Source organism: Microbulbifer maximicatervae (SeqCode), assembly GCF_052468295.1.
Genome location: NZ_CP174340.1, coordinates 1,885,739 through 1,907,093, shown reverse-complemented (window position 1 = coordinate 1,907,093; position 21,355 = coordinate 1,885,739). Strand labels below are relative to the sequence as shown.

At 49.3% G+C, this 21,355-nt stretch carries 20 protein-coding genes; 18 read left to right on the top strand and 2 right to left on the bottom strand.

Going from position 1 to position 21,355, the window contains the following annotated elements; all coding sequences use genetic code 11:
* From gspF to ACJJIQ_RS08575, 11 genes are all read left to right on the top strand, one after another.
* Positions 1-1,218: a type II secretion system inner membrane protein GspF gene (gspF, locus tag ACJJIQ_RS08625; protein ID WP_413665695.1), complete on the top strand. Its 1,218-nt coding sequence runs from the start codon at positions 1-3 to the stop codon at positions 1,216-1,218.
* Positions 1,219-1,485: 267 nt separating this feature from the next.
* Positions 1,486-1,914 carry a type II secretion system major pseudopilin GspG gene (gene gspG / locus ACJJIQ_RS08620; RefSeq protein ID WP_282932708.1) on the top strand — a complete coding sequence of 143 codons (429 nt, stop codon included), beginning with the start codon at positions 1,486-1,488 and terminating at the stop codon, positions 1,912-1,914.
* 19 nt (positions 1,915-1,933) lie between these two features.
* Complete coding sequence (gspH, locus tag ACJJIQ_RS08615; RefSeq protein ID WP_413665863.1) at positions 1,934-2,500, top strand: type II secretion system minor pseudopilin GspH; 567 nt, start codon at positions 1,934-1,936, stop codon at positions 2,498-2,500.
* A complete protein-coding gene (gene gspI, locus ACJJIQ_RS08610; protein ID WP_444897205.1) occupies positions 2,490-2,861 on the top strand; it encodes a type II secretion system minor pseudopilin GspI in 372 nt (123 codons plus the stop codon). The genes gspH and gspI overlap by 11 nt, the downstream gene beginning before the upstream one ends.
* 5 nt (positions 2,862-2,866) lie before the next feature.
* Positions 2,867-3,595 (top strand): type II secretion system protein GspJ, encoded by a 729-nt coding sequence (locus ACJJIQ_RS08605; RefSeq protein ID WP_445361941.1) that lies wholly within the window; start codon positions 2,867-2,869, stop codon positions 3,593-3,595.
* A 3-nt stretch (positions 3,596-3,598) separates the two neighbouring features.
* Positions 3,599-4,600, top strand: coding sequence for a type II secretion system minor pseudopilin GspK (gene gspK, locus ACJJIQ_RS08600; protein ID WP_444927724.1), 1,002 nt, complete (start codon positions 3,599-3,601; stop codon positions 4,598-4,600).
* An 11-nt stretch (positions 4,601-4,611) separates the two neighbouring features.
* A complete protein-coding gene (gene gspL / locus ACJJIQ_RS08595) occupies positions 4,612-5,955 on the top strand; it encodes a type II secretion system protein GspL (protein ID WP_445364345.1) in 1,344 nt (447 codons plus the stop codon).
* A gap of 57 nt (positions 5,956-6,012) precedes the next feature.
* Positions 6,013-6,501 (top strand): type II secretion system protein M, encoded by a 489-nt coding sequence (locus ACJJIQ_RS08590; RefSeq protein ID WP_413665700.1) that lies wholly within the window; start codon positions 6,013-6,015, stop codon positions 6,499-6,501.
* Between the two features lie 185 nt (positions 6,502-6,686).
* Positions 6,687-6,959: an acetyltransferase gene (locus tag ACJJIQ_RS08585; protein ID WP_282932716.1), complete on the top strand. Its 273-nt coding sequence runs from the start codon at positions 6,687-6,689 to the stop codon at positions 6,957-6,959.
* Positions 6,960-7,068: 109 nt separating this feature from the next.
* Positions 7,069-7,272 carry a DUF2788 domain-containing protein gene (locus tag ACJJIQ_RS08580; protein ID WP_282932717.1) on the top strand — a complete coding sequence of 68 codons (204 nt, stop codon included), beginning with the start codon at positions 7,069-7,071 and terminating at the stop codon, positions 7,270-7,272.
* Positions 7,273-7,318: 46 nt separating this feature from the next.
* Positions 7,319-9,532 carry a hybrid sensor histidine kinase/response regulator gene (locus ACJJIQ_RS08575; RefSeq protein WP_444897210.1) on the top strand — a complete coding sequence of 738 codons (2,214 nt, stop codon included), beginning with the start codon at positions 7,319-7,321 and terminating at the stop codon, positions 9,530-9,532.
* Positions 9,533-9,753: 221 nt separating this feature from the next.
* Here the strand turns inward: ACJJIQ_RS08575 and ACJJIQ_RS08570 are convergent, their stop codons facing one another.
* Positions 9,754-12,894, bottom strand: coding sequence for a TonB-dependent receptor (locus ACJJIQ_RS08570; RefSeq protein ID WP_445358410.1), 3,141 nt, complete (start codon positions 12,892-12,894; stop codon positions 9,754-9,756).
* Positions 12,895-13,185: 291 nt separating this feature from the next.
* Here ACJJIQ_RS08570 and ACJJIQ_RS08565 point away from each other — a divergent pair, with 291 nt between their 5' ends.
* Together ACJJIQ_RS08565 and ACJJIQ_RS08560 are read left to right on the top strand one after the other, a co-directional pair.
* Entirely contained in the window at positions 13,186-13,953 is a 768-nt protein-coding gene (locus ACJJIQ_RS08565) for a S1/P1 nuclease (RefSeq protein WP_445364344.1), read from the top strand.
* Between the two features lie 1,011 nt (positions 13,954-14,964).
* Positions 14,965-15,525: a hypothetical protein gene (locus ACJJIQ_RS08560; protein WP_445364343.1), complete on the top strand. Its 561-nt coding sequence runs from the start codon at positions 14,965-14,967 to the stop codon at positions 15,523-15,525.
* Between the two features lie 141 nt (positions 15,526-15,666).
* On the opposite strand, the gene ACJJIQ_RS08555 is transcribed toward ACJJIQ_RS08560, so the two are convergent.
* A complete protein-coding gene (locus ACJJIQ_RS08555) occupies positions 15,667-16,575 on the bottom strand; it encodes an aldo/keto reductase (protein WP_445364342.1) in 909 nt (302 codons plus the stop codon).
* Between the two features lie 239 nt (positions 16,576-16,814).
* Here ACJJIQ_RS08555 and ACJJIQ_RS08550 point away from each other — a divergent pair, with 239 nt between their 5' ends.
* The 5 genes from ACJJIQ_RS08550 (at position 16,815) to ACJJIQ_RS08530 (ending at position 21,057) form a co-directional block, all read left to right on the top strand.
* Positions 16,815-17,153, top strand: coding sequence for a hypothetical protein (locus tag ACJJIQ_RS08550; protein WP_445364341.1), 339 nt, complete (start codon positions 16,815-16,817; stop codon positions 17,151-17,153).
* 269 nt (positions 17,154-17,422) lie between these two features.
* Positions 17,423-17,809, top strand: a complete 387-nt coding sequence (locus ACJJIQ_RS08545) for a c-type cytochrome (RefSeq protein ID WP_445364340.1) — start codon at positions 17,423-17,425, stop codon at positions 17,807-17,809.
* Between the two features lie 5 nt (positions 17,810-17,814).
* Positions 17,815-19,209: an FAD-linked oxidoreductase, L-gulonolactone oxidase family gene (locus ACJJIQ_RS08540; protein ID WP_445364339.1), complete on the top strand. Its 1,395-nt coding sequence runs from the start codon at positions 17,815-17,817 to the stop codon at positions 19,207-19,209.
* Positions 19,210-19,250: 41 nt separating this feature from the next.
* Positions 19,251-20,540, top strand: a complete 1,290-nt coding sequence (locus ACJJIQ_RS08535; protein ID WP_445364338.1) for a DSD1 family PLP-dependent enzyme — start codon at positions 19,251-19,253, stop codon at positions 20,538-20,540.
* A gap of 91 nt (positions 20,541-20,631) precedes the next feature.
* Complete coding sequence (locus ACJJIQ_RS08530; protein WP_413665710.1) at positions 20,632-21,057, top strand: hypothetical protein; 426 nt, start codon at positions 20,632-20,634, stop codon at positions 21,055-21,057.
* Positions 21,058-21,355: the final 298 nt, after the last annotated feature.

Sequence of the window (21,355 nt, the reverse complement as noted above, 5' to 3'; positions counted from 1 at the left end):
GTGGCAGCTTTTGAGTATACAGCGCTGGCAGCATCCGGCCGCAAGAGTCGCGGTACGCTCGAGGCGGATAGCGCGCGCGCTGCGCGGCAGCAACTGCGCGCGAAAGGCATGGTGCCCCTGGAAGTCAGTGCAGCTACCGAAAAAGAAGAGAAGGGCGGCGCCAGCTTTCTATCTGGTAGCCCTGGGCTGAGTGTTAAAAACCTGGCCCTGCTAACTCGGCAGATGTCCACCTTGCTTCGAGCGGGTATTCCTCTGGAAGAAACCCTTGGGGCCATTGCCAACCAGACTCGCAACCAAAAAATCAAACGCGTGGTATTGGCTGTTCGGGGCAAAATTCTTGAAGGGCACAGTTTCGCCTTGGCCCTGAGCAGTTTTCCACGGGCATTCCCCAAACTCTATCGCGCTACGGTTGAAGCAGGGGAGCACTCTGGTCATTTGGATGCGGTGCTGGATCGCCTTGGTGACTATACGGAAGGGCAGCAGCAATTTCGGCAGAAGGTGCAGCTGGCTCTGATCTACCCAGTTGTTTTGGTATTTATCTGTGTATTGGTTGTAACCGGTTTGATGGTGTACGTGGTACCTGATGTTATCGAGGTATTTACCGGCACCGGGCAAGTTTTGCCGCTGGCTACCCGCATCCTGGTCTCCATGAGCGATTTTATTTCTGCCTGGGGCTGGCTGGTGCCGCCGGCACTTGGGGCGCTCATTTTTGGCGCTGTGATGATGCTGCGGCGCCCGGCAATTCGGTATCGTTTCCACCACCGTTTGCTGGAGCTGCCAATTATTGGCTGGATGATGCGAGGGACACAGAGCGCTCGCTATGTAGGGACCCTGGCGATTCTTACGGGCAGCAGTGTGCCGCTGGTTCAAGCCATGGGTATCGCCGGTGGAGTAATGACCAATACCTTCCTTAAAGACCGACTCGATGCGGCTCAAAAGAGCGTGCGCGAGGGCGGGAGCCTTCGTAAAGCCCTGGAAGATGTAGGCTATTTCCCACCGATGATGATCTATATGATCGCAAGTGGTGAATCTTCGGGCACTCTCGATGAAATGCTTCAGCGTGCGGCGGATTCGCAAGAGCAGGATTTGCAGGGTGCGGTAACTGCCTTTGTGAGCATCTTTGAACCTCTGATGCTGCTGATAATGGCTGCCATCGTGTTGTTCATCGTTATGGCGATTATGATGCCAATTCTGAGCATGAACGAATTGGTTGTTTAATGCTCAAATTAGATGTAGGTCAAAGAGAAATTGCGTAGCTGCTTCAGGAGGTTGGTATGAAATCCTTGCGCAACAGCGCCGGCTTTACACTGCTAGAGGCGTCAAAGATTCTTGTTGGGCTGGGAGCGGCAGTTTTGCTGGGCATGTTGCTGCTTTAGGCTGGGGAATCGTGTAATTTACTGATTTGGTGACTTTTAAATAATTGGGGTCACGAAGGGTATCGTGACCCTTGGGGTTCCCAGAGTTAGAGTGAACTAGGAGAGAAAAATGAAAACCCTACGTAAAAGTGGTGGCTTTACCCTGATTGAAATTATGGTGGTGATCGTAATTCTCGGGGTGCTCGGTGCACTGGTTGTACCTAATGTTCTTGGCAAGACCGGCGAAGCTCGAATGAAAGCGGCCAGGGTTGACCTGAAAGCTATCGAGACTGCACTAGACCTTTACCGCATGGATAACTTTGTCTACCCCAGCTCTGATCAGGGCCTGATGGCACTGGTATCCCGCCCATCCGGCTTCCCCGAAGCGAAGAACTGGACTGAGCCCTACCTGAAGAAAGCGCCAAAAGATCCCTGGGGCTATGAATATCAGTACATCAGTCCAGGCAGTGCCGGTGCCTACGACCTATTCACCCTCGGTGCCGATGGCAAAGCGGGCGGTGAGGGCGAAGCTGCTGATATCTACGTTACTGACCTGTAACACCTGAAATTTGCACTTGATGTATAGCATCGGTCGAAGCCGTGGCTTTACGCTGATCGAACTGTTGGTAGTGATTGTCATCATCGCCTCTCTGGCGGGCATGGCGACTCTATCGATGGGGAATTCCGGCGGGCGCGTGTGGCAAAAAGAAGCCCAGCGCTTGTCGGCCCTTTTGCAGTTGGTTGCGGATCGAGCCCTGATTGACAAAATGCATTACGGCGTTGTTTTTGAGCAGGGCACTTATAGCGTGGTGCATTTTGAGCAAGAAACAATGACCTGGTTGCCGATAGATTCGGTTGCGTCGGGGAGGCGTGCTGCACGTTTTGCCACCCATGAATTGCCGGAAATCGTTCGCCTTGAAGTGATAACTGAGGCGGAGCTGCCGTCGACAGAATCCACGGAATTTGCAGAAGAGACCAATGAAGATCGAGTCGTTCCGCAATTTGTTGCTCTCTCCAGTGGAGAGGTACTTCCCGTGGAAGTTGCCATGTACCTTGTTGAGAATGGCGACGACGTTCGAGGTGCGACTATTTCTTACACCAGCCTGAACGGATTGCAGCTAGAGTGGCAGGCCGATGAATTTTAAGAGAGCCCAGCGCGGTTTTACATTGGTAGAAGTCTTGATAGCCCTGGTTATTTTTGGGGTTATTGCCGCCAGTGTTTTGAAGGCAATGCAGCGCAGTGTTGGCCAGCAGCGGGTGATGGAGGATCGCCTCTCGGCAAACTGGGTTGCACAACAAGTGCTCTCCCAAGTCCGTGTGCAAACTCCTTGGCCTCCTTTAGGGGAACAAACAGATCAGGTGGTCCTGGGGCAAAGGGAGTGGGAGGTTAGTGCCCGAGTGGAGGCGACCAGTAATGAGCGCTTGCGCCATATCATTATTGAAGTAGGCCACCTGGATGCTGAGTACCCAACTCTGACCCTGGATGCTTGGGCTGCGGAGGAGTAACTGATATGTCTTTGCGCCTTCCCAGCCAGTCGGGCTTTACCCTCATTGAAGTCCTCATAGTTTTAGTTCTTGTCGCCATTATCAGTGTCGGTTCCTTTTCACTGTTGGGACTCTTTTTTGACACCGAAGAGATGGTGGACCAGAGGGCCGAGCAGCTACGTCGCTTTTCTATGGCGATGTACCGTATTGACAATGATTTTCGCCAGGTAACTGCCCGCGCTGTTAAGAATGCCTACAGCGGTTATGAGCATGCGTTACGTGGTGATGAAGACGAGTTGGAATTTACGCGCCTTGGTGCGGCAAATCTCACCGGGGAACCTCGGGGCGAGCTATTGCGTTTGAGTTATAGCATCGGATACGCCGAGGATCTTGAGATCGACTCCCTGACCACCGGCACTGGCCGGGAGGGCGAGGACGATATAGGTGGGTTATTACTGCGCAGTCGCTGGCAGGTCTTGGATCGGTCTCCCGATTCTGCGCCCATCGCCGAGCCTCTGCTAATGGGAGTCGAAAGTTTAAGCCTTCAATACCTGGACCCAGACACTGATGCCTGGGTTGCCCAGTGGCCACCGATCAGTTCGGACGGTTCCCAAACAGAAGCGGATATACGGCTTCCGCAAGCTATTGAATTTGTTATTGTCACCCGGCAGTACGGGGAGGTCCGTCGTGTCTTCCAGATACTGGCAGCGGAAGACAGTTCCTCTGCTGACGACGATGATGATGACGGGCGTTAGGCGATGAAAGGTAGAAAAATGCCGAGGTCGCTGGCTCGTCAAAAAGGGGTGGCTCTGATTGTTGTACTGCTGGTGATGGTGATTGCCATCGCGGCGGTATCCCACGCTATCTTGCGCGATCAGATTGCGATTTCCCGCAGCGGTGCACTGTTGGCCAACACACAGTTGGCAGAGTTTGTTGAAGCGGCTGAGGCCTGGACACGGGTAGCGCTGTTGGAGGATTTCGAGGAAGACCAGGAAGAGGAGGAAACCGCAGACCATGCCTTGGAGGCCTGGGCATTCCCCGTTCTGCAGTTCAATCCTGACAATGGCAAAATTCGCATGAATATCAAAGACTTACATTCATGTTTTAACGTGAATAATTTGTCTGATAGCAGCGATAGTGATCAATTCGAGATCTTCCAGCGCCTGGTGAATAATGTTACCGGCAAGTCTGACCTGGCCAAGTCAATTGCAGATTGGGTGGACGATGGCGATACCCCGCGAACCTCGGGGACAGAGGATGACGGCTACCTGGGAAGGGAACTTGCCCACAGAACACCGGACATGATGATCACTGATATTACTGAGTTGTCATCGGTAGTAGATATGGAATTAGAGGACTGGGAGAAACTTGTGCCTTTCCTTTGTGCCCTCCCGGAGACAGGAACCCTGGTGAATATCAACACGGCTTCTGAGGAGTTAATCGAGGCGATTGAGCCTTCCGCAAGTGTTTCCAAGTTGGTGCAACTTCGCGAGTCGGGTGGTTATATCAGTGACTCGAGTGAATATGCAGATTATGAAATCGCTAACTCGGGGCCTTTTACTTTTCAAAGCCAGCACTTTCTGGCGCGAATTGCTGTCCAACTCGGAAGCGATGGCGAATACAGGCAGTATTGGGAGTCCGCCCTGGTTCGGAACAGTACAGATGGCAAGGTTCGGGTGCGTCAGCGCCAGCGCCGGGCCTTTTCTGGTCAAATGATGCAGGAGTTGCTCGAGTACGAAAGCACTGAAGAGAGCGAATAGTTAGAAATTGTATGTTTAAAAAGAAAAGCATTAACGAGATTGAAGCCCCTACAGCGCCTCCTCAGTCGTCTCTGGTTCTGCTGCGGCTGAGCGAAACTGCTGACCTGACTCTGCGCCTGCATCAGTGGCAAGAGGGTAATTGGCAACAAGTAGCCCTGGATTCAGAATTTGCTCAGGCATTTAATCCCGAATTTGAAGCTGTCGAAGAGCAGCCTGAATTCCCTCAGCTCAACCTTCCTGAGGGAGCCAAAGCGCTACTGATGGTGCCTGGTAACTGGGTATGGAGCGGCCTCGAAACTATACCTAAGGCAGCTCGTCGCCAGGCAAGTGCCATTGGTTACATGGTTGAGGAGCATTTGGCCCAGGATGTCGAGGACTTACACTTTGCCTGCAGACCCCGCACCGGTGATCTCTGCAGCGTATACGCCATTGATGTTGAAAAAATAGAAGCGCTTCACTCCCAGTTGGAGCGGCTCCAGTGGCCGCTGGCTGCTGTAGTGCCGGAGTATGAATTACTTAGCTTGATCGAAGGTGACATTCGCCTGTGGCTGGATGGCGGCCAAGCGCATATCTGGAAAGGTGCCGGGCAGGGTCTAACTGTTAATCGCGATTTTTTACAACCTCTTCTCGGTTCGCTATTAGTTGATGAAGGTGATGAATCCGAAGGCGAAGACGATTCAGAAAGCGGCGAGCCGATCGATAACAAACAGGTAGTACTGTTGGGGGCTGGTGAGCAGGATGGGCTGCTGATTGCTGAGTTGGAATCCCAGTTTGGCAATGGCTTACAGCTGAACCAGCGCTCAGCGGAAGAAGTCTTTATTGAGCGGTTCAAGTTGGGACTGCTAACAAACTTGCTAACTGGAGATTACCAGTTATCGAGTAATAAAAGCGCTGCGGTTTGGTGGATGCGCCCGGCTAAAGTTGCTGCCGCTTGTTTTGTTATCCAGCTACTGTTTTTTGTCGGTGCCGGTGCTTTTTATCAGTGGAAGGGCAATCAGGCTGAAGACCAGGCCCGGGCGATGTTTACGGAATTGTTCCCGAATACTCGACCGTCTGCCCAGATGCGCCGACAGCTTGAAGGTTTCCTGAAAGGCGCGGGTAATCAAGGGGGTGCTTTCTCTACCCAGATGCAGCAGTTGAGTAAAGTCTGGATTGCTCACAAAGGGGGCGCATTAAAATTGCAGTCCCTTCGTTTTGATGGCCAGCGTGGAGAAATGGTGTTGCAGCTTCAGGCAGAAAACCTGTCTGATCTCGATGCATTTGTCAGCAAGCTATCTGGCGGTGGGATCAAGGCGGACTTGTTAGGTGCGAACGAGTTGAAAAAAGGCGTTTCAGGCCGTATTCGCTTACGTTAGAGCCAGCGGTTTATATAAAGCAGCCAGGCGTAAGAAGAGATTGGTGGTAGCAATATAATGAAAGAACAGATCGAACAGTGGCGCCAAAAATGGCAGGCACTTCCGCCCAATGACCAGAGAGCCTTGGGTCTGCTGAGTATATTCGGAGCCGTAATTTTTATTGTTTATGGCCTGTATTCTCCGGCAAAGGGCTTCTTTGATGAGTCCCGCTTGCGAGCGGAAGAAAATCGTGAGCTGGTTAACTGGATGGAGGGCCAGCGCCCAACGCTGGAGCGAATAAAGCCCGCAGGTGGTGGTGCTGGTGGTGCTTCAGGAACTCTTCTGCAGCGCGTTACTGGTGCGGCCAAACAAAACCAGATTGTGATTAAGCGCTTTGAGCCTGAGGGTGAAAACCGCATCCGATTGTGGATTGAAGAAGTCCGTTATCAGGATTTGCAACCCTGGTTGAATCGCCTAATGCAGGAGAAAATGGCTGTTCGCACGATTAATCTGGATGCCCTTGCGGATGAAGGTATGGTCTCCGCTCGATTGACGATCGAAGGCTAGTAACCTCCCTACTGACAGGCTCGAATATAGAACTCGAGCCTGCTTCTCCCCGGTAACCACCTCTTTAGCGCACTCTGTCATCGGCGCTCCCAATCGTGTGCACCCTCACAGAAGGAGGGCGGTTTTAGGCGGAAATGTCATCTTTAGCCCTATACTGGATTAGTAATGAGGAAAAAGGTGCCACTATGCTTTTTAAAGACATATCCACCAAGCATTTGGTAGAAGTGGCTGATATCGTCACACTTTCGAATCCCTACGAGCTGACTGTGGTAGGCCGTTATTTGTGGGGTGAAGAGATTCAGGACCCAGAAGTCTTCGATAAAACTGACTTATGCTTCCTCTCTGGTGAGCCACTTCCTAGATGCTGGCATGACAGCCGCTACCGGGATAAAGAGGTTCGCAGGCTTCGTTGCGGCACTCACGCTTCAGAGGATGGCGACTACTATCAAGGTGCTTGAATTTATAGTTTGACTAAATGGTACGATGGTCGACTAGATTTTGCCAATGACTTACCAGTTGCCCTCAAGCACTGTACAATGCGCGCCAATTTTTTAAGCGAATGCACGCATGACATTTGAGCAGTTTGAAGAGTATTCCCTGTGGTTGGGAATCGGTGCACTAATTCTATTTATGGTGTTTATTGTTTGGAACCTGGCAAAAGACTCCAAGGCTGGTAGATTTGGAACATTTATTCTGTTCCTCGCTCTGGGGCTTGGATTGCTGGGATTTCTAATAAAGACCGTTTTGGTTGAAGTACTCGGGATAGGCTAGGGAGCTTCAATGGCACCGGATACCCAGTCTCTCAGGGAAGGTCGCAATGTCTATATTTGATCGCCCTGAACTCAAGGTTCAAAAAGACAGACGTATTTGCCGCGCAACTGATATGCGTATCGCCAAATATACCCGGCGCGGCATGGTGCTCTCCCTTTTTGCATTTCTGATCGCAGCCTCTATTGGCGACATGCGCCTAGAAGCTCCGCGCCTGTTATTAACAATGGGAATCGGCCTGGTAGTACTAACCCTGATCAGGGGATACTACGTTTTTCGCTTCGACCACCTGTATGGCTCGGGACCAAATCGTTGGCGCAATCGTTACTTCCTGTTCTCGATTATCGGCTCAGCCTGGTGGGGCATTACCTTATTTTACTTTGTCTATTTAATGGGGTTTGCGCCTGAGACCCACTTCCTGTGGATCTATTCGGTAATCTTTTGCTCCAGTGTCACCACCGTATTTTCTCCCTACCATCGTTTCCTGACTTGGTTCACCGCAACCTCACTACTGCCAGCAGCGCTAATGGCACTGTTCTCGGGCATGATCCTTGGGACCATCTACGGGACTCTCACCCTCGCTTTTATTTGGCTGACCGCCCACCAGGGCCGTCGCGAATCGGAGAACTATTGGGAGCGTCTGTCTGCGATGCAGGAGCTGCAACAGAGAGCGAGTAGCTTGGCTGCAGCCCGCAAACACTCTGAAGCTGCAGTTGAACTGACCAATGAGTTCATAGTTAATATCGGACAGGAATTCCGCAGTCAGCTGTCTGATTCCCTTGGTGCCTTAGCGCTGCTCGAAGCTGAGCCATTGAGTGACCGTCAGCGCGAATGGGTAGAGCTGGCCAAGGTTGCCAGTAGCCAGCAACTCAAACTGGTTGATAATGTGGGCTTGTTTACCCGGGTGGCTCGCAAAGATATTCGGTTGCGCCAGGGCCCGTTTAACCTAGTTAAGACTGTAGAAAAATCATTCAAGTTTGCAGCGAGAGCTGCCCACAGTCAGGAGTTAGAATTTAACTTCCAGATTGATGACAATCTCCCGGTGATGGTGACAGGGGATAATCGCAAAACGGCCCAGCTGATTCGCAATCTGGTGGACTCCGCTACTGGCATTGCCCAAAGAGGCGAGCTGTGGGGTGAGGTATCTTATAACCCGATCACCACGGTAGAAGGGCAGCTCTCGATCACTTTGATGGATGATGGGCGCGGTGAGATATTGCCGGACGAGAGCGAACTTTTCGGTGCCTTCTCCCGTATGGATACCACCCAGGTAACTACAGGCCTCGGACTTTCGATTGCTAAAGGCCTAGCCGAAGCAATGGGCGGTTACCTTCAACTGCATTCAACCCCAGATGGCAACCGCTATCAGGTGGTGATCAAGTATTCCACCGAGCCAAACCAGCGAACCTACCTCACACCGGATAGGAAATTACAGGATATTGAAGTCCTGTTAATTCACCAGAAGGGCCTGTTTATTTCAGGTCTGGTGCAGGTGCTGCGTTCTTTTGGGATGGATGTAAAGTCCATCCGCTGGTGCGAAGGTTGCGAGTGCGAAGTCCAGCAGTTGCTGCGCCAAGCGGTAGAGCGCAACCAATTGGTAATGATGGCACCGGCAATGGGGGATTCGACTCTTTTCGACTCCATTACGCCTTTCTTTGAAGAGTCCCAAGGGGCAAAAGATAAAGAGAGTCGCCTGGTATGCCTGGGCGGCTTTGGCCAGAAAAGTGAGTTCACTCATTTGCAGCAACTCTTACCATCGGCACAGTATCTGAGTCGACCGGTGACCCGTAAAGAACTGCACGATGCGTTAGTGGGATTACTGTTTGGCGGTGCGAAAAGAAGCTGTCGAAGAGTGGTTACCGGTGGGGCGGATCAGCCGCGCCACTACTCATTGCTCTTGGTCGAGGAGTCTAGGCCTCATCAATGGGTGACTGAGGAAATGCTTCAGGCCCTAGGTTACCAGGTAGATATAGCGGTAGATGCGGATGATGCTTTAGTTCGCTTGTCTGAAGGTCATTATGATTTGGTGTTAGTGGACTGCCAGCAAAATACGGATCATAGTGCGCAGATTATCGAGATACTGCGTCGCTGGGAGTCTGAGCACCGCCCGGATGATCGCCTGCCTATTGTTGCTGTAACCAGTACTACTGAAGAGCAATTTGAGGGCCGTTGCCTGGCAGCAGGTATGGATGATTTTCTGACTAAGCCTCTGAGCAAGGATCTTCTTCGGGAAACCTTGGCGCGTTGGCTGGGTAGTGCTTAGCTTACAGAGCTTGCCTTAATGCTGAGTAAAAAGCTGTAAGTAAATGCGGCTTTTTTAATTCCAATCGCTCAACCTTTACGCCTTACTGCTTTTGAGGTGAAGAAGTTTAGCTCCAGAAAAGTAATTATCTCGGCAGCTATTGAAGGTAGAGAACCGGTTTCTGGAAAGACGAAACAAAAAAGGCCGCAGTAAACACTGCGGCCTTGCGGGGAAAGGTGGGATTAGAACTCGTAACGGATACCCATACGGGCGCTCCAAAGTGATGCTTCATTAACTCGGGTTTGCCCCGAAGTCTCATGAAAATCTTCAAAAACGTAGCGACCCTGATCATCAACACTGGCTGTTACTGCGGCTTGATAGCGTGGGAAGTCGGTCTGATACATTACGCCCCACTCATCATTTAGCAGGTTGCCCAGGTTCTCGATAACAAAGTATGCATTTACGCGATCTTCAGCGCGCCAACCTGGCAGCTCCTGATCAATACGCAAGTCGAACTTGGTCCACCAGTCGCTATTCAGAGAGTTGCGTTCCATGGTGCCGCTGTCCAGATCTTCTGATTCAACCCATGCAAAGAACTCTTCTGCACTAAAGCCATCCGCAAATACTACATTGGCGTCATCTGTTCCAGTAGGTACGTATAGAAGCGCGTTATCGCGACCAACAACACCTGACAGGTTGTTCCCCTTAAATGTATAGCTATAGGGCAAGCCTTCGTTAGCGCTACCGAACAGGGTGAAGCGCGTTTCGTAACCTGCAAAAAACTCTTGGGCGTAATCGAGCTTGAGAGTAAAGCGGTGCGGTACTACATAGTTGGAAGTGGCCGTACCTGGGTTCTCGGCGTCAGTAGTCGCGATAGTGGTGTAGTTGGAGTAGGCCACAGAGCTGGTCATCGGATTGACGTCTTCAGCTTCGGTGAAAGCATAACCAACTGCCACATTCAGTCCAAAGTCGAAAGATTTGCTCAGGCCAAGGGAGAGCACGCTGGAGAAACCAGAGTCCCCATCCACGTTGGTAAGCATAAAGTCTCCGCTACGGTCATTGGAGCTGTCATAAATTGCGCGACCATCTACGGTGGTGCCAGCCTGTTCAAGCGAGATATCTTGAACAATGGCGGCATCCTGGTAGTCACTGTACAGGTAATCGGCAGACAGTAAGTAGCCAGATTCAAATTCATAGCTAGCACCAATTGCATACTTCCAGACAGATGGGATTTCGAAATCCGGGTCCATCAGGTTTACGCCGCCCGGGTAACCATCACCGCTGGCAACCTGATCGTAGAGGGACTGGGGGATATCGTAGATAGGATTGCCGCTGCCAGTCCAATCCATATCAAACAGGGAGGTGCCAGATCTATCCTGAGCCTCGACCTGTAATACGCCATTATTGGAATAATTGTTGGAAATCCAAACGTTGGGGTTGCCACCGGAGTAGAGTCCGACACCACCGTGAACCTCTAGGCTGTCATCGACGTTCCAGCTTAGACCCAAGCGCGGTTGCAACAGGTCCAGGCCGTCCATGGTGTGCTGGTTAGAGAAGCCGTAGGCTGCAGTAATATCAGAATTTTCCACCGGCTTATCATCACTGCTATAGCGGTCATAGCGCAAGCCAGCTACAACGGTCAGGTCCACGTCTGCAAAAGTGTATTCGTCTTGAATATATAAAGTATCAATGTCGTAGGCGAACTCTGCAGCAGCATCCAGAATATTATTGGTGCCGGTCGCATTTTCGTAGGTGATACGGCTAGGGGTGCCCGCTTCGAAGTCTTCTACACTGCTGAAGCGATACTCACCGGCGGCTTCCTGAATAAACAGGTTGTATACATCGAAGTTCTCGTGCTCGTAGCCGGCAGTCAGGTTGTGCTCACCCAGAAGAAGCTTGCCTGCAAGTTTAAAGGTTAGGTTATCGTAGCTGAGCTTGTTCGCATGACGGGAGTCGTCAGCACCCAGATAAACGGTTGCTTCAGAGGGAATGCCATCCCCGTTGTGATCGTTAGAAGTATAAATTTGCACTTCACCGAAGTCGGTGCCGCCGAGTGACAGCTGGCGATTATCTAGTTCAGAGTAACCAACCTTTATTTCAGTAGAAAAAATGTCACTCCAGTCAGAGAACATTTGTGCAACGTAAGAATTCAGCTCCGCACCGCGCTCGTAGTAGTGGTTGGAAAGCTCCAATTCGACGTCATCGCTATCAGATTCGGCGATAGAGAATCCATCGTTATAGTTGTAGGTGAACGATGCTCGGTGATAGTCAGATATATTCCAATCGAACTTAACCAGGAGTTTCTCGTCTTCCTCTGGCAAGCTGGACGGAAGGCTACCGGGGTTGTAGTCGTATACTTCGTTGGAGATACGGATAATCTCATCCAGTTGCTCTTGGGATACACCCAGAACCTCAGTAGCCGCGCCGCTGCCGGCAGGGCCGCGGTAGAAGTTGGCTACACCTTCCAGTTTTTCGTAGGCAGCAAAGAAAAACAGCTTGTCTTCAACAATGGCACCGCCCAGGGTGGCGTTGTAACGTTTCTCATCAAAGCTGGGATTGGGAATATCATCCCCTTCGAGAGAGTCACCACGGAAGCCGTCATCAGTGTAATCATAGAAGAAAGAGCCGTGCCACTCGTTGGTACCGGACTTGGTAACAGCGTTGATATTACATGCGCTAAAGCCACCGTACTGTACATCAAAAGGTGCAAGCTCTACGGCTACCTGGTCTATGGCGTCGTATGAGAAAGGCATACGCTCAGTGGGATAGCCATTGCTGTTCAAGCCGAAGTTGTCGTTCATGCGAACGCCATCAACAGTCAGGCTGTTGAAGCGCGGGTTTGATCCGCCGCATTGAATGGAGTCTACGTTCGCTTCATCAATGTAAACGCGGGGGTCGAGGCGTAGGAGGTCTTTAATATCGCGGTTTACAGAAGGTGCGCTCGCCAGATCATCACTATTAAAGTGAGAAGATGGGCCGACAGCCAAGCGAGAATTGGTTATGGCTTGGCCAATTACGCTCACTTCTTCCAGGTTGGAGTTGTCTAAAGTTAAGGTTAGCGGCAGGGTATCGCCTACAGACAGGTAGATATTTTCTAATACCCGATTACCTTCGCCTGACTCTATAGTTACAGTGTAAGGTCCACCTACACGTAAGCCACTTAGGTTGAACTGGCCGGAATCGCTCACCTCTACAACCCGACGACTGTTAGAGGGGGTGTGAACTACCGTTACCTTGGCATCGCTAATTGTTTGCCCATTGCTACCGGTAATAGATCCGCGGATACCCGCTGCGGTTTCTTGTGCATAAGATACCTGCGCCATACTAGCTGCAGAGATAATCGCCGCGGATAACAATACGCGCGGGAACAGAGAAGGTTTCATAGCGTTTTCCTGGTCTAAAGAATTGCCAACTCAAGTGGCCCAAGTAATTATCGAGTTTTGCTCTTGCAACTTAGGTTCCAAGTTCCAATGGAGGCTGTTATGTGATTTTTATTGGGTACTGTCTAAGAGCTGAAGCGATTATGTAGTGCACATATAAATAAATTATTACAGCCGTGAACTTGTCACATACTGGCGTTAAAGTACGCAGCAAATTCACTCTGGCGGACATGCCCAATGAGCATACGATTGATAATTGCCCGTATAGCAGTTGCACTATTTGGACTCACAGCTATGACACAAGCACACGCTTGGGGAGATGATGGTCACAGGGTCGTTGGAGAAATTGCATGGCATTATCTGGACCCGGAGGTAGCCGCCGAAATAGAGTTGCTCCTTGATGAAGTCGGTGAGCCGCACCTAGCTGAATCCACAACTTGGGCTGATCGAATTAGGTCTGATGAGACTTATAACTGGGCTGCGCCGCTTCACTATATAAACTTGTCTCGAGACTGGTCTGCTTATGTTGAGGAGCGGGATTGCCCAGCTGCAGGATGCATATTGAAGGCGATTCAAAGATATCAGGAAGTATTGGCCGATCGCTCGCGCACCAAGACGGAGCGTGCAGAAGCACTGATGTTTATTGCCCACTTTGTTGGCGACCTTCATCAGCCATTACATACCGGATTATTTTCAGATAAAGGTGGTAATGATGTGGAAGTCCAATTCTATGGGGTCGAAACGAATTTACACGCGCTCTGGGACATCCATATGGTCGCCCGTTTGTTTTTAGACTGGCAATATTATGCTCAGGAGCAAACGGATAAAATTAGTGCAGCTGAGAGGCAGATCTGGCAGTCTACCTCGGCCGAAGTTTGGGCCCGGGAGTCTCATCACTTAGCCCATGGTCTCGCCTATACCAGCGAAACACAACTTGGGGAAAAGTACTTTCTGCGCTGTCAGGAGTCCCTTGAAAAGCGTTTGCAGCAGGGGGGAGTTCGCCTGGCCTCTGTTCTGAACAGTGCACTTGGTAACCCTGCGATCGATGTGGCTAATAAGTAAATTCTTTCTTGGGGCTCGCCTCACTCTACGCCATTGGTGTGGTGAGCCAAAAGTGAAGTTTCAAAATCAGTCGAATTATCTTCTTTTATTTTTGTTCTCTTGATGTCTATTGGTTAACTAATTGGAATGTCATCAATTTGTCCGATAAGCAGTCGGTAATTGCCTAGAACTGTAGATGTGTAAAGTTATCTATTTCGAAAGATGGCTGAAATTTGCAATAATTATCCCCATTTAAATGTTTGCTCAAGTAAGTAGGGGGAGTGAAATCTTTAGCTCAAGTAGCTCGTGAGTAATGCGATTGAGCAGGTTGGGGAGGGAAAGTTAAAGGCGATTGTGGATGAGAGAAAGGATCTTTAGAGTAGCTTCCCCTCAGCCTTTTGAGTCTTCCTTGTACAGGTATGCCTATAAAAGGAATCCTTTATGCGGGAGTTTTTAGTATGTGAGTTCTCTTATGGTTGTTGTTTTGTAATTTCCTAATAATTTTCATGATTCAACTATGCTTGGTAATAAACAAATAATATCTAATAACTGCTTTGTATCCTTTCATATCTTGAGTTTTGTTATGGCCCCATTGGGTTGTTTGCGATTCTCTGATAAATTTTAGAGGATACATGACTCCTATTTTACTTTGCCTCTCAGTTACCCCTTCTCTTCAGCTTGAAATATTTTCCGTGTTGACACGGTAGTACCAGATTTGGTATCAAATAATCTCGAGTTATATAGAAAGTCTGTCAATTTTCATTGGGTCCTGAGTAATAAAAATAATAATTCAGTGGCTTTAGCGATGAATTGAAAGAGTTCTTGAATTGTCAAAATATTAAATAACAATTTTGGCAAAAAATTTCATAGTCGTTATGGAGGATGTGGGCGATGAGCGGAAGAGGTTTTAATCCTAGGGCGTGTGGAGGATACTTTGCAGGTATTTGTTTTGTATCCAGTTTGAGGTCATACGGTTCTCTTTTTTCCAGGTTTTACGCGCAGTGGTGGAATAATGGTGGGGTGGAAAGTTCTTTGGGTAGAACATGGAATGGGCACACGGCATTAATATCAGGTCACAATGGTGTTATCGATACTATTGTAGGTTGGGACCCCAACAGTTCTTGGGATGCATTTAAAGGCTCAGTGGGCGGGCGTCACAATAGTATGAGGCCTATTGCTGGTCGTTGGCGTGATGACACAGGGATGAATGCAGACCCAACAGCTCAGTATTATGGCCTGCAAGTTAGCCAGACACAGCATGGTAATTTCAGAGATTTTTTGCAGCAAGATCTTTTGGGTACCCAGGGTTTCGGGCCCCACCTCAATAATATCGGAGTCTCATACCATTATGCATTTGCCCCAGGAAAGTGGATGGAGCGTTTGAGTTCCCTGGAAGGGAATAATAATGGTCAGCTGCAAGTCATTTCCAACTGTTCAGATGCTGCCTTCCATGTGCTTGCAAGCTTTCTTTATGAGTGGCGAAAGGCAAATCTGGTAACCGAACTGGCATCTTTTATGAATAATGGGGATGAGAAAAATAAAAATATGTCCCAGGGGCGCTTGATGCAGTGGTCAAGCCAGATGGGGCCGTAGAACAAATATACTTGTCTGGTTGATGGGTGGTGTAACCGAATTAAAGTTACACCACCCAATTTTTAAGCAAGAGATTAGTCTTAATAAATTATTTTTTGCGTAAGCCAAGTAATCAATAATTTGTTAGGCTGAAAGCTGGATCTAGGGAACTTCAATCCCCTTAGAGGCGGTCCATATTCTATACCACTGCTCTCTACTCAAATTGAGTTTCAGGCTTTCTATTGCCGACTGAACGCGCTCAATTTTTCCCGAGCCCATAATTGCTAGGGGCTTGGAGGGAAAGCGTCGTACCCACGCATAGATTACCTGGTCAATACTGGCTGCCCCGATTTCCTCCTTGATATCTTCCAGGGCGATTCGTAACCGTGTTGCTTGGGTGCTTGATCCACTAAAAATTTCCCCTCCAGCTAAGCAGGACCAAGCCATAGGATGAATTCTATATTGCTGCAGTTGATCCAGAGTTCCATCCTCCGCAGCACTAAAATTGATAGGGTTAATCTCGACCTGATTTGTCACCAGTGGTGAGCTCAGGCGGGACTGCAACAAATCAAATTGCTGGGAGGTAAAGTTGGAAACGCCGAAATGTAATACCTTACCGGACTTCTGCAGTTCGGCGAATGTGCTGGCAATTTCATCTGCATCCATCAAAACATCAGGTCGGTGAAGAAGCAGGATGTCGATGTGCTCTACACCGAGGTGGGCTAAGGAGTTATTAACCGAGTGCTGAATATGTTCAGCGCTGGAGTCATAGTACTTAACTTTCCTGTTTGGATATTTTTCAGAAAGCAATTTGATATTGCATTTGGTGACAATCTCGATGTGATTGCGAACAGATCTATCCAGCTTAAGGGCCTCGCCGAATAACTGTTCGCAGGAGTAATCTCCGTAAATATCAGCATGATCTACGGTGGTAACCCCTTTATCTATATGTTGCTTTAGGAATGTCAGGCGCTCCTGAGGGCTTAAATTCCAATCACTCACACGCCAGTAGCCTTGGACCAGCTCTGACAGTTCTGGTCCTTTTGGAGAAGCTAGCACTCTATTAACCACTGAATACCTACCTGATCGAAAAGCATTAGGGTATTCCTGTTCCTGTTGATACTCAACGCCTAAAGTAGAAGGGTAGGCAGCCCAAAGTCGCCATCGGTGTCATAAATGTCATTGAGTCATGTTGATCGTTGAGCTAGCTGACAACTGAAACCGGAGCAACTTTAGAGTCATTTCTCAATGCCCTGATGTTCTGAGGATCACTAAAGAGGCTTAGGCTTTTACCTTCACAGGAGCACCGCATGGTTAGTACCGAGGAAAAAGTTTCCGGCTGGTTGATAATTACTTACTCAATTTTGATGTTATTGATATCCAGCGCAATATTGTTATTCCTATACGCAGTTTTTGGGAATTCAATTTTGAGTATGCCATTCAATATATTCAGTCTTATGGGGTTGATAATAATACTGTTTGCGTCTTTGAATATTTTGGGGGTCCTTGCAGGTATTGCTGTCCTTTTGGATAAAAGGTATGCCCCAGAATTAGCTTTAATATTTTCAACAGTGAGTGTACTAAATGTTCCGCTGGGCACTTTGGTCGGCGGTTTCTATTTATGGCTATATATTCGTAAATATAAATAGCTCCTTTTGATGTTTGCAAAGCCTGTCTACTGTTAACAAGAGTCATTTTATCTCTGTAATAAATGCTGATTTTAACTTCGAGATGTACATAGGCCTTAGTTCTCTAAGTGGTACGCAAATAAATTACGATAGAAATAATTGAGAACAGGCAACTCAAGTAGTTGTTTTAGCAGTCATCATGATTAACAATAGTGCCAGCGATATGTACACGATAGCTTTGGCAATAGCCAAAAAGAAATAAACAACAATAATGTAGTAGGTGTACGCATATGGAACTGGAAGTCTTGTGCCGGAGCTTTAAGCTCTTGTCTATTTTTTTGGTACTAAATGTCATTCAAGGATGTTCTGAGCCTCCACAGGATAGTGAAAAAAGCCGGGCAATTTTGACCCAAAGAGCGCTGTCTCTTGCGCCCGCTGATCCGGAAATCGCTGAAATATATACTCGCACTTGCCGCAGCTGTCACAGCACTGGCGCCAGCGCCGCACCCCTTACCGGAGATTTGGCCAACTGGAAGCCCCGTATGGAGAAGGGGATGGATGTGTTGGTGGAAAATGCGATCAATGGGTTCCAGGGTATGCCGCCACTAGGTCTTTGTTTTGAGTGCTCCCCCGAGCAGTTTGAACAGTTGATTGTCTTTATGGCTACAGCGGAGTAAAGGATATGGGGTTCAATCGTCGCCAGTTTATTAATTCTATCGCGATCGGCTCCGCATCATTAGCGGCCGCGCCCATCTCATCAGTTGCACGTACCTTATTGCAAGCTGCAGCCCCACCGACAAAAAAAGCGGGTGTTCGATGGCGGAACTGGTCTGGTTCACAAGAGTGTCTGCCGGCCCATCGTCTGGCACCCAAAGATATTCCTGCACTGCAAACGATAATTGCGGAAGCGGAAGGTACGGTCAGGGCGGTAGGTGCGGGTCACTCCTTCACTGCACTGGTACCAACTGACGATACAATTATTTCATTGGGCCGCATTACTGGCGTCGCCGACCACGATTCCGACAAGGTCCAGGCGACAATCTACGCTGGCACCCGTGTAGCAGACATTGGCCAACCCTTAGAGGATATCGGTCAAGCGCTGATTAACCAACCAGATATCGATGAGCAGACTTTAGGTGGTTGCCTGGCAACCGCGACCCATGGAACCGGTGCAGGCTTGGGTTGTATGTCCAGCTATGCAACGGGTATGGAACTGGTGACCGCAGGCGGGGATACGCTCTGGTGTGATGGTGAGCAAAACCCCGCGGTGTTCGCGGCAGCGCAAGTATCCCTTGGCAGCCTGGGTATGGTGACCAAGGTGCGTATGCAGAACCAGCCCAGCTATCGTTTGCGTCGTGAATCTTGGGTAGCGCCCCTGGAAGAGGTGTTAGATCAGGCTCCAGCACTGGCAGAGGCCAATCGGAATTTTGAATTTTACTATATCCCGTTTTCTGGGATGTGCATGGCTGATTCCCACCAGCCGACCACAGAGGAAATCTTCTCTACGGAGCGGGAAGATACTAATGAAGCGGTAATGACCCTGAAATCTGTGCGGGACTGGCTGGGTTGGTCACCGAAGTTGCGTCAGTTTGCGCTGCAAAATGCGATGGAAGATATCGAGAGGGAAGTCGTTGTCGAGTCCTCCTGGCGGAATTACGCCAGTGAGCGAAACGTACGTTTCAATGAAATGGAGTACCACTTGCCCCGTGAGGACGGTTTGAAAGCCTTCGCGGAAATACGTCGAGCGATTGAGGAAAATAACCTGGATGTTTTCTTCCCTATCGAGGTGCGTTTCGTTAAAGCTGACGATATCTGGCTGAGCCCGTTTTATAAGCAAGATTCCGTATCCATCGCCATACACCGCTACTTTGAAGAGGACCACCTACCGCTGTTCCAGGCCATTGAGCCCATTATGCGCAAATATGGGGGCCGCCCGCACTGGGGCAAGTTAAACAAGCTACAAGGCTCGGACTTTGCCGAGCTCTACCCTCAGTGGCAGGAGTTTCTTGAGGTTCGCCGAGAGCTAGACCCCAGTGGGAAGTTCTTAAACCCCTATCTGAAAACGCTTTTTACCTGAGCAACGCTGCTCAGCAGTGAACCCTCAAAGAGGAAAGCACAATGGATATCAAGCGACGAAAGCTAATACTAGGTGGGGTCGCGTTAGGAGCGGTGGCAGGTGTCGCCGTTCTTCGCCCTAAAGCGCAAGGGCAGGGAGGGCACAGCGAATACTTCTCCAGTGTTTCTAAAGCTCTGGATAATGCCGGCTTTTCTGGTCCCACCTTAGTCGTAGACCTGGAAAATCTGCAAAAGAACGCCGATATATTAGCCGGCCACCTCAGGGGTTACTATGACTACCGGGTAGTGGCTAAATCCTTGCCCTCGCTAAACCTGCTGGATGCTATTACTCAGCGAACAAATACCAATCGCATCATGGTATTCCAGCTGCCATTTCTACAGCATCTGGTTAAATCTTATCCAGCGAGTGATATTTTACTGGGTAAACCTCTCCCGATTGCTGCGGCAAAGGCCTTTTATTTTGGCACTAGGGCGGAGCATTTTGATCCTACGCGGCAGTTACAGTGGCTGGTTGACAGCCCCCGCAGACTTAATCAATACGCCGATCTGGCGCGATCCCTCAAACAATCCTTACGAATTAATATCGAGATTGATGTAGGCCTACATCGGGGTGGCGTTGCCAGTGCGGAAGACCTCTCCGCGATGCTCGGTATCATTCAGCGGGAACCCTATTTGGAATTTACCGGTTTTATGGGGTACGACGCCCACGCCGCAAAAATGCCAGGTGTTCTCGGTGGACCTGAAAAGGCAATCACTCGGGGGTTGGATATTTACCAAAGCAGGGTGGAACAAGCTAAGATCCAGCTGGGAAGTGCATTCCCGAAAGCGGCCACTTTGAACGCTGCCGGTAGCCCAACCTACCAACTGTACAAATCCCGAGCAGACCGGGCTCCCTGTAACGAGATTGCCGCTGGCTCGTGCCTGGTTAAACCGGTGGGCTTTGATATTCCCACTCTGTCTGATCATTTACCCGCGGCGTATATCGCAAGTCCGGTATTGAAGAAATTGTCACAGACACAGATACCCGGCATAGAAGGGCTCACCGGACCCTTTAGTTGGTTGAACCCAAATCGGGAGCAAAGCTTCTTTATATCTGGCGGCTATTGGAAGGCGGAGCCAGAATCACCAAAAGGTCTGTCGATCAACCCCATCTATGGCCGCTCCAGCAACCAAGAAATGCTGAATGGCTCAAAAAAGGTACTGCTGGATGAAGACGACTGGGTCTTTCTCCGGCCCACACAGAGTGAGTCCGTGTTCCTGCAGTTTGGTGATATTGCGGTCTATAGCAAAGGCGAGATAGTGGATCTCTGGCCGGTAATGAGTAATTCCTGAGGATTCAACTCCTGCTACGGGGTAAGTACAAATTTGTTTAATAAACGTACTGACCTTAGTGACGGGCAAACAACAAGTATTGGAGATATTGATGATCTATGAAGTTGTTTTGGTGTTAAACACGATTTGGTTTCTGATGGGATTTAACGTTTTCTCTTTGAGGAACCATATATTTGCGAAGTTACTGGTACCCAGGGAACAAAGGGATACCCCCGTATTTAATATCTTGGCAGAATCGGGAAAATTTCTGGGTGGTTTTAACCTGTCGTTGGCGCTACTTAATATACTACTGCTAATCAGCCCCTCAGTATTTGCTACGGAGGTGCAACGCGCTACGTTGCTGCTGGTGTTTGCTGTCACTCACGGAACACAGTTTATTTACAATGTCCCGGTAGCCCTACAAAACCGAAAAGGTGAAGGGCCGTGGCAAGTTAAAGGCGTGATGCGTTTTATCTTTATCACTGACTTTATAATGATGTCACTGAATCTAATAGCCGCACTTTGGATACTCCTCTGAATTTTAAACCCTATGAAATTCGGTCACGATGCTTGTTGTGGCCGATAATGATCAGCATGCCAAATCAGTAGTGAGAATGTCATTGCTAAAGTCGATGGACGAACTTTAATTTCAACAGAAAAGGTCGGCGTATAATGTCTCTATTGCAATTATTGGGTCAAACTAAATAGGTACCCAATGATGTGTCGGCGGTGTTTATATTGGTTTTCTCTGGACAAAATTTGAGTCATTTCTTACGGCGCAGTACACAGGTGATTGTGTGCTCAGGATTGCTGATATTATATTCAGGGCATGGGAG